A 2,898-nucleotide genomic window follows, 5' to 3' on the forward strand; every position below is an offset into this window, starting at 1 on the left:
CCGACACCCCGTACTACCCGGGCAAGCACAAGCGGCACGGCATGAACGTGCAGGTCCTCACCGACCCGTTCGGTCGCCTGCCCTGGGCATCACCAGCCCTGCCCGGCACCACCCACGACCTGACCGCCGCACGCAGCCACGGAACCGTCGACGCCCTCGCCGCCGCAGGACTCACATGCTGGGCGGACAAGGCATACCAAGGCACCGGCCGCCACATCCCAGTCCCCTTCCGGGGCCGCCGACTCAAGCGCTGGAAGCAACGGCACAACAGCAGCCACGCCAAAATCCGCTGCGCCGGCGAGCACGCCATTGCCGTACTGAAGGGCTGGCGCCTCCTGCGGAAGCTTCGCTGCAGAACGTTGCGCGGCAGTCCACGACGTTCGATGGTCCGTCAATGAGCCCGACCAGTAAGGCGATCACGCCTCCCTCGAATTCCTACCAGTCGTCATTGCGTCCACCGACGACCACAGGCCAACGGTCACCGTCCCCGTATACCTTCCAGTAGAAAGTGTCCTGGGAGAGGGGGCCCCAGGGGATGAGGCCGGATTCACTGGGATAGGGAGCGTAACCTCCGCTCAAATCAGGATCACTTTGGTACAGATCTTGGAGGATCTCCAGCTCTTCGCGAATCTCGTCACAGAATTCCGCCTCAAGGCCCGACGTCGGGGAGCAGCCCCTCAGGAAGCCGTCAATCTCGAGCGCGGGATACGCGTGGGCGAACTCCCGATAGTCAGACGGGAGGCTCACTCGGAGATCTCGTTCAATCACCTCGAAGTCCACCGGTCTTCTGGCAGGGCGAAAGGCCGCAAGGTCGGGAATGCAGCTTTCGAAGACGGCACCCTGCCCGGTTGACCAGTGACAGATCCACTCGATGGAGGGGCGGTCAGCCAAGACCGCCCACCCCACGCCACCCGACACCTACACTCCCAACGAAGCCTCTGACCAGGTCAGACAGCGAAACGCTGCTGGAGTACCAGGTCGCCCGTTCAGTAGTACATGAAGGTCGGGATCAGGCCGCCGCCGCTGGCATTCGGTATCGTTACCAGCCCACCGGAGCCGACGCCCCTGCTGTTCGCGACGTTGACCACGTCGTAGACCGAGCCGTAGTTGCCCATCCAGTGCCACGAGGGGTCAGACTTCTGAGTCTTGCAGGCGCTGACAAGCTTGATGCCTTCCTGGGCAGTGAGAACTTGGTCTGCCCGCGGGGTGTAACAGCTGGCGTTCGGCGTTGTCGGCGCCTGCGGCGCAGGTGCGGCGGAAGCCGGAATCGCCAGGCCGATCATCAATGTCGCGGGCGCGGCCGCGAGGGCGAGGGTGCGCAGTCGGTTCATGGTTGACCTCCCTGGCTAGCCACCTGTCTCGGAACCGAGATCTGAACCGACCGTAGAGTTGCCAGGCCCAGTACCGCCATGTGGGTGCGTCCATTCGGGTGATGGCGAGGTGTCGATTCGGGGATTCTGATATTCGGTGCGGGGGCGTCTGACCTGGAGCCTTTCACATGTAGATCATGAGGGTGAGGATCGCGGCGGCGACCGACGTGAGCTTGTTCGGACTCATACGGGCTGATACGGGCTTGCCGCAAGATTCGCCACTGCCTGGTCTGGGAGATGGTGCGTTCGACGGGGCCCGGAGTGCCGCGTGGACCTTGTTCGAGGCCTTGTGCTTGTCGGAGAGTTCGGTCATTCGGCGGCGCTTGACCGGCGTGATCACGGTGTCGGCGCTGCGCTCGTCGGCCTCGCCGATGAAGCCTTCATCCACGCTATTCCTCCATCGCCAGCTCTTCTGCTGTGTGCGTCGGCTGGAAGCGGGTGTGCGAGCTCCGCGCGGCGGGTCCGGGTGCCCGGCGGGGTCCGCGGCCCCGGCCGACGCGCCCGCCTGTCGCCGCCTGATCCGTCAACTCCGTGTCCTGAACTGGACGTTGACGAGCCGTCGCCACACGATTTCAAGTCGTTCACGCGAGGATCACTTGATCTTCACATGGCATGTGAAATATCACATGCCATGTGAGCCATTCGGGATCCGCCGACGGCCCGTCCTTCCAGGGAGATCGACCATGAAGCGTTCGACGTTCCTCACTGCCGCAGTCGCAAGCCTGAGCCTCGCCGCCCTCACCCCGGCGATCGCCGTCGCCGCCCCCGCGAGCGCCACCGAGACCGTGGTCTCCTGCGGCAATTCCGGCCTCCAGTCCGCCCTTTCAACCCGCCTGTGCGCCGAAGTCACCGGCAACACCGTCGCGTTCGTCGGCAAGGTCGGCCTTGCCGGCCCGCCCTCCCCGGGCAGCCCGGCCCCCACGCCGAAGGAGCTCACCACCACCTTCACGGCCACGGTCGACGGCGCCCCGCTGCCGAACGTCACCAAGTTCACCCTCTTCAACAACACCAACCTGGACGTCCCGGGCCTGAGCGCCAACGTGGCCTGCGGCTCCACCATCCGCGCCACCTTCGGTGTCACCAGCTACCCCTGGGCGGCGCGCCCGGTCTCCCACGAGGTGACCGTCATCTGCTGACCCGCTTCCCGTGAGCGCCGGGGCTGACAGGGACCCCGTCCAGCCCGGCCCCCGGCGCCCCGGTGGTGCGGAACACCTGACACCCGCACCGCGGGTCCGTACGTTCGACGGACGGCCGCCCGGCCGCGGCCGGGTCAACCGATCGGCTGCCCCCGCCGTCCACCGCTCCGCGCTCCGTCGCCAACCGCTCCGTCGACCGCCACCGGCCCCCGCGCGGCAGCACCATGGATGCCACGGCACCCGCCCGACGGGCCAAGCCAGCCGTGCCTTGGGGGGGGGGCGGCGTGGGGGAGGGAGGGGGGGGGGGGGGGAAACGTGGCGAAAGCAGGGCTTAACAGGGTGGGGGGGGTGGGTGGGGGGCGCATCGGGCTGGGTGGCAGAGGGGGGGCCGA

General features: G+C 67.1%; 5 protein-coding genes. 2 read left to right on the forward strand and 3 right to left on the reverse strand.

Annotation, left to right across the window (positions count from 1 at the left end):
* Positions 1-398 (forward strand): transposase family protein (locus tag ACZ499_RS30685; protein ID WP_468679473.1); only part of this gene is annotated, 398 nt, incomplete at its 5' end.
* Positions 399-435: 37 nt separating this feature from the next.
* Here the strand turns inward: ACZ499_RS30685 and ACZ499_RS30690 are convergent.
* The 3 genes from ACZ499_RS30690 to ACZ499_RS30700 all read right to left on the reverse strand — a co-directional run bounded on the left by ACZ499_RS30690 (position 436) and on the right by ACZ499_RS30700 (position 1,758).
* Entirely contained in the window at positions 436-891 is a 456-nt protein-coding gene (locus tag ACZ499_RS30690) for a hypothetical protein (protein WP_468679474.1), read from the reverse strand.
* A gap of 95 nt (positions 892-986) precedes the next feature.
* Positions 987-1,331, reverse strand: a complete 345-nt coding sequence (locus tag ACZ499_RS30695; RefSeq protein ID WP_468679475.1) for a hypothetical protein — start codon at positions 1,329-1,331, stop codon at positions 987-989.
* 163 nt (positions 1,332-1,494) lie between these two features.
* Positions 1,495-1,758 (reverse strand): hypothetical protein, encoded by a 264-nt coding sequence (locus ACZ499_RS30700; RefSeq protein ID WP_468679476.1) that lies wholly within the window; start codon positions 1,756-1,758, stop codon positions 1,495-1,497.
* 295 nt (positions 1,759-2,053) lie between these two features.
* Between ACZ499_RS30700 and ACZ499_RS30705 the strand changes: the two genes are divergently transcribed.
* Entirely contained in the window at positions 2,054-2,506 is a 453-nt protein-coding gene (locus tag ACZ499_RS30705; protein WP_468679477.1) for a hypothetical protein, read from the forward strand.
* Positions 2,507-2,898: the final 392 nt, after the last annotated feature.

This window comes from Streptomyces sp. NPDC031265 (genome assembly GCF_055570295.1).

What these genes read in the sequence shown, in the direction of transcription:
- ACZ499_RS30695 (WP_468679475.1), bottom strand. Translation starts at nt 1,331, where the DNA reads ATGAACCGACTGCGCACCCTCGCCCTCGCGGCCGCGCCCGCGACATTG.
- ACZ499_RS30705 (WP_468679477.1), top strand. Translation starts at nt 2,054, where the DNA reads ATGAAGCGTTCGACGTTCCTCACTGCCGCAGTCGCAAGCCTGAGCCTC.